Raw genomic sequence first — 4,545 nt, forward strand, 5'->3', positions numbered from 1 at the left:
AACGTCTCCGCCATGGAGGGGCAGTTCTCGCGCCGCTACAAGGGCCCGGGGCATCCGCACACCAACATGGCCAAGGCTGCGCTCAACATGCTCACGCGCACCAGCGCCGGGGAGATGTTCGAGACCGACCGCATCCTCATGACCGCCGTCGACACCGGCTGGATCACCGACGAGCGCCCCCACCAGACGAAGGTCCGCCTGGCCGAGGAGGGCTTCCACGCCCCGCTCGACCTCGTCGACGGCGCCGCCCGCGTGTACGACCCGATCGTGCAGGGAGAGGCCGGAGTCGACCAGCTCGGCGTCTTCCTCAAGGACTACAAGCCCAACCCCTGGTGAATCCGGGCGCGCCTGCCCGTTGCGCCTGACGGACGTTGTTGCACGTGGCGGACTTTTCGACGGGAATCATCCGCTGAGTGCAACAACCTCCGCTGTGCGCAACAGCGGGCCGGATGCCGCTACAGCCGGTCGACGCCCGTCACCGTCACGACGGCCTCGCCGGCCTCGTCGGATGCCGCGAGGTCGATGGTCGCCGAGATGCCCCAATCGTGATCGCCCGCGGGGTCGTCGAAGATCTGCCGCGCGGTCCACTCCGAGGCCCCCTCGGTGAGGATGAGCAGCTTGGCGCTGCGGGCATCCGGGCCGGTGAGGATCTCGTCGTGGTCGGCGAAATAGCCGTCGAGCGCGGCATCCCACCCATCGGCTCCGATGCCGGGATCGAGCTCGGCCAGGGCATCCACGTCCTCGCGGGCGGCGAGCTGCACGCGGCGGAACAGCTCATTGCGCACCAGGGTGCGGAAGGCGCGCACGTTCGACGTGAGGCGCTTGGGCGCGGGAGGAACGATCGCGGCCTCATCGGGGCGGTCGAAGGTGCCGTTGTCGACGCCGGCGCGCAGCTCCTCCCACTCGTCGAGCAGTGACGAGTCGACCTGGCGCACGAGCTCGCCGAGCCATTCGATGAGATCGCGCAGATCCTCGTTCTTCATCTCATCGGGGATCGTGTGCGCGGCGGCGCGGTACGCGTCGGACAGGTACCGCAGCACCACGCCCTCCGAGCGGGCGATCTTGTAGAACGCGACGTATTCCCCGAACGACATGGCCCGCTCGTACATGTCGCGCACGACCGACTTGGGGTGCAGTTCGAAGTCGCGGATCCAGGGCTGCGCGGCGCTGTACGTCTCGAACGCCTGCCCGAGCAGCTCGTCGAGCGGCTTCGGGTAGGTGATCTCCTCGAGCAGCTCCATGCGCTCGTCGTACTCGATGCCCTCGCGCTTCATCTCGGCGACGGCCTCGCCTCGGGCCTGGAACTCCTGCTGGCCGAGGATCGCGCGGGGATCGTCGAGCGTCGACTCGACGATCGAGATCATGTCCAGCGCGTAGGTCGCCGAATCGGGATCGAGCAGCTCGAACGCCGCCAGGGCGAACGGCGACAGCGGCTGGTTGAGCGCGAAGTTCGGCTGCAGGTCGACGGTGAGGCGGATGCCGTCGGCGTCATCCTCGACGACGCCGGACTCCCGCAGCGTGCGGTAGATGCCCAGGGCCCGGCGGGCGAGTTCGAGCTGGCGCTTGCGCGGCTCGTGGTTGTCATACACCAGTGCGCGCATATTGGCGAAGACGTCGCCGCCCCGGCCGATCACGTTCAGCATCATGGCGCTGGTGATCTGCATGTGCGAGGTCAGCGTCTCGGGCTCAGCATCCACGATCTTGCGGAACGATGGTTCGCCCCACGAGACGAACCCGTCCGGAGCCTTCTTGCGGATGAGCTTGCGCTTCTTCTTGGGGTCGTCGCCGGCCTTCTTGATCGCGGCGGCGTTCTCCGACTCGTGCTCGGGCGCCTGGCAGACGACGGTGCCCGCGGTGTCGTATCCGGCACGGCCCGCGCGACCTGCGATCTGGTGGAACTCGCGGGCGTTCAACTGCCGCATCCGGGTGCCGTCGAACTTCGTCAGCGCAGTGAGCAGCACGGTGCGGATCGGCACGTTGATGCCCACGCCGAGGGTGTCGGTGCCGCAGATCACGCGCAGCTTGCCGCGTTGGGCGAGCTGCTCGACGAGACGGCGGTACTTCGGCAGCATCCCGGCATGGTGCACGCCGATGCCGGCTCGCAGGAACTTCGACAGCGTCTTGCCGAACGCCGTCGTGAAGCGGAAGTCGCCGATGAGCGCCGCGATCTCGTCGCGCTGCTCGCGGGTGGCGATCTTCATGCTTGACAGCGCCTGGGCGCGCTCCATGGCGGCCGCCTGCGAGAAGTGCACGATGTAGACCGGCGACTGGCCGGTGTTCAGCAGGTCCTCGATCGTCTCGTGGATCGGGGTCAGCTCGTAGAAGAAGTGTAGCGGGACCGGACGCTCGACTCCCGTCACCACGGCCGTCTCGCGCGAGGTGCGGCGGGTCAGGTCGGCCGAGAGCTCGGTGACGTCGCCCAGTGTCGCCGACATGAGAACGAACTGCGCCTGCGGCAGCGTCAGCAGCGGAACCTGCCAGGCCCACCCGCGATCCGGATCGGCGTAGAAGTGGAACTCGTCCATCACGACCTGGCCGACCGCGGCATCCGGTCCCTGGCGCAGCGCGAGGTTGGCGAGGATCTCGGCCGTGCAGCAGATGATCGGCGCATCCGGATTCACCGCCGAGTCGCCCGTGACCATGCCGACGTTGTCGGCGCCGAAGACGTCGACGAGCGCGAAGAACTTCTCGCTGACCAGGGCCTTGATCGGTGCGGTGTAATAGCTGCGGCGCCCCGCGAGGAGGGCTGCGAAGTGCGCGCCGATCGCGACGAGCGACTTCCCGGTGCCCGTCGGCGTCGACAGGATCAGGTTGTTGCCCTGGACGATCTCGATGACCGCCTCGTCCTGCGCCGGGTAGAGCTGGATGCCGGTGGACTCGGCCCACTCGACGAACGCGAGGTAGACGGCATCCGGGTCGGAACCATCGGGCAGGGTGGCCGGGTCGAGAAGAGAAGACATGGTCTTACGATCATCCCCCATCGCCGCGGCCGACACCTGTCAGTCTCGATGACGGATGTCAGCCGATTCGCTCGGATCGGGCTGACATCCGTCGAATCGACTGACAAGTGTCGGGTGGGCGCATTCAAGCGGGGAAACGGATCAGCCCTGTCGGCGCACCATCGCCTCGATCCAGATCGGGGCGAACGGCGACGTGCATCCGGGAGCAGTGGGATAGTCAGCGAGAACCTGTAGCTCGTTCCCGATCGAGACGGCTCGGGCGCGCAGCTGCGGGTGATGGATGCCGATCTGCGCGAGCGTCTCGTTCATCGCCCACTGCGGCCGCAGCGGTGCCTGCTGCATATCCTGTTCGATGAGATCGAGCAGGGGCTCCAAATCCAAACCGTCTGGACGCTTCGCGACACGCTCCGCGGTGAGCGACCAGGCGGCCGCGGCGACCGTGGGATCGTCGTTTCCGAGCCAGCGTTCGCGCATCTCGTTCGCGCGCGGCGACTTCTTCGCCACGTAGTCGATGAACCACTGGTTGATTTTCGGGGGTTGTGTCTCACGCAGCATCCGGTCCAGCTCGTCCGCTGAGAAATCGCGGTGGTCGTCGCCGCGCTTGGCGTTCGCCGCGCGTATCTTCCGGTCGTCGAGTTCTGCCAGCGCGGCACGCAGTGCATCCACCGCTTGTCCATGCCCTCAGGATAGGTCCGGCATCCGTCGCGACACTTGTCGGTCTCGATGACGGATGTCAGCCGATTCGCTCGAATCGGGCCGACATGTGTCGAATCGACTGACAGGTGTCGGCGGAAGCGGGCGAACGGATGCTGCGGCATCCGGCCGACTACTCCTCGATGAGCTCCTCGCGGATGCGGCGCAGATCTTCCATGAGGGATCCGATGAGGATCCAGTGCCCGGATGCCGGGGGAGTGATGCGCAGCGGCGCGGTCAGCGCGGGGATCGCCGAGGTGAGCGTCTCGGGCTCGGGGGCGACGTCGGCGACCTGCACGGCGAGTCGGGCGTCATGAGCGGCCCGATGCAACTGCTCGGCGATCGCATGCACGGTCGGCTCGTCCGGCAGGGTGTCGTCGTAATGGTCGAAGTAGGCGCGGGTCATGCCGATGACCTGCGTGACGATGGGGCTCAACCGGCGCAGCAGCGCGCGCATCTCGGCGACCTCGCCGCGCGTCGAGCGGCGCGGGTTCAGGGTGAGGGACTCCTCCGCGGCGCTGACGGATGCCTCGGCGGCCACCTGCATCGGACGCAGCAGGCGCGCCTCGAGCATGATCTCCTGCAGCTGCTGCGGCGACCGCTCCACGGGCAGGGCCGCGGCGAGCCGGTCGAGGCTGGCGGCGATCTCCACGCCGAGCAGACCGAGGTCGCGCCGGGCGGGACCGGTGTGCACGGGCGGCACGATGAGCGCGTTGACGATGATTCCGATCACGACACCGATGAGGGTCTCGAGGATGCGATCGACCGCGTACTGCGGGCTGTCGGCTCCGAGGGCGAGCACGAGCATCGCCGAGATCGCGACCTGGTTGCCCATGCCCGGCGTCGCCTTGAACGCCCACGCGGTGACCATCGCGACGACGATCGCGAGCAG

3 protein-coding genes and 1 pseudogene are annotated in these 4,545 nt (G+C 67.7%); 1 reads left to right on the forward strand and 3 read right to left on the reverse strand.

The genetic code is table 11. From position 1 onward, the window contains the following. A pseudogene (locus Q0Z66_RS11995) lies at positions 1-336 on the forward strand (short-chain dehydrogenase); the annotation flags it as partial. Between the two features lie 119 nt (positions 337-455). Here the strand turns inward: Q0Z66_RS11995 and Q0Z66_RS12000 are convergent. The 3 genes from Q0Z66_RS12000 to Q0Z66_RS12010 form a co-directional block, all read right to left on the reverse strand. Beyond that, complete coding sequence (locus Q0Z66_RS12000) at positions 456-2,960, reverse strand: RNA helicase (RefSeq protein ID WP_298041468.1); 2,505 nt, start codon at positions 2,958-2,960, stop codon at positions 456-458. A 141-nt stretch (positions 2,961-3,101) separates the two neighbouring features. Beyond that, entirely contained in the window at positions 3,102-3,626 is a 525-nt protein-coding gene (locus Q0Z66_RS12005; RefSeq protein ID WP_298041470.1) for a DNA alkylation repair protein, read from the reverse strand. Between the two features lie 160 nt (positions 3,627-3,786). After that, the coding region (locus Q0Z66_RS12010) for an FUSC family protein (protein ID WP_298041472.1) at positions 3,787-4,545 on the reverse strand (759 nt) is incomplete at its 5' end.

This window comes from uncultured Microbacterium sp. (assembly GCF_947632095.1).
In the GTDB taxonomy this organism is placed as follows: Bacteria; Actinomycetota; Actinomycetes; order Actinomycetales; family Microbacteriaceae; genus Microbacterium.

What these genes read in the sequence shown, in the direction of transcription:
- Q0Z66_RS12000 (WP_298041468.1), bottom strand. Translation starts at nt 2,960, where the DNA reads ATGTCTTCTCTTCTCGACCCGGCCACCCTGCCCGATGGTTCCGACCCG.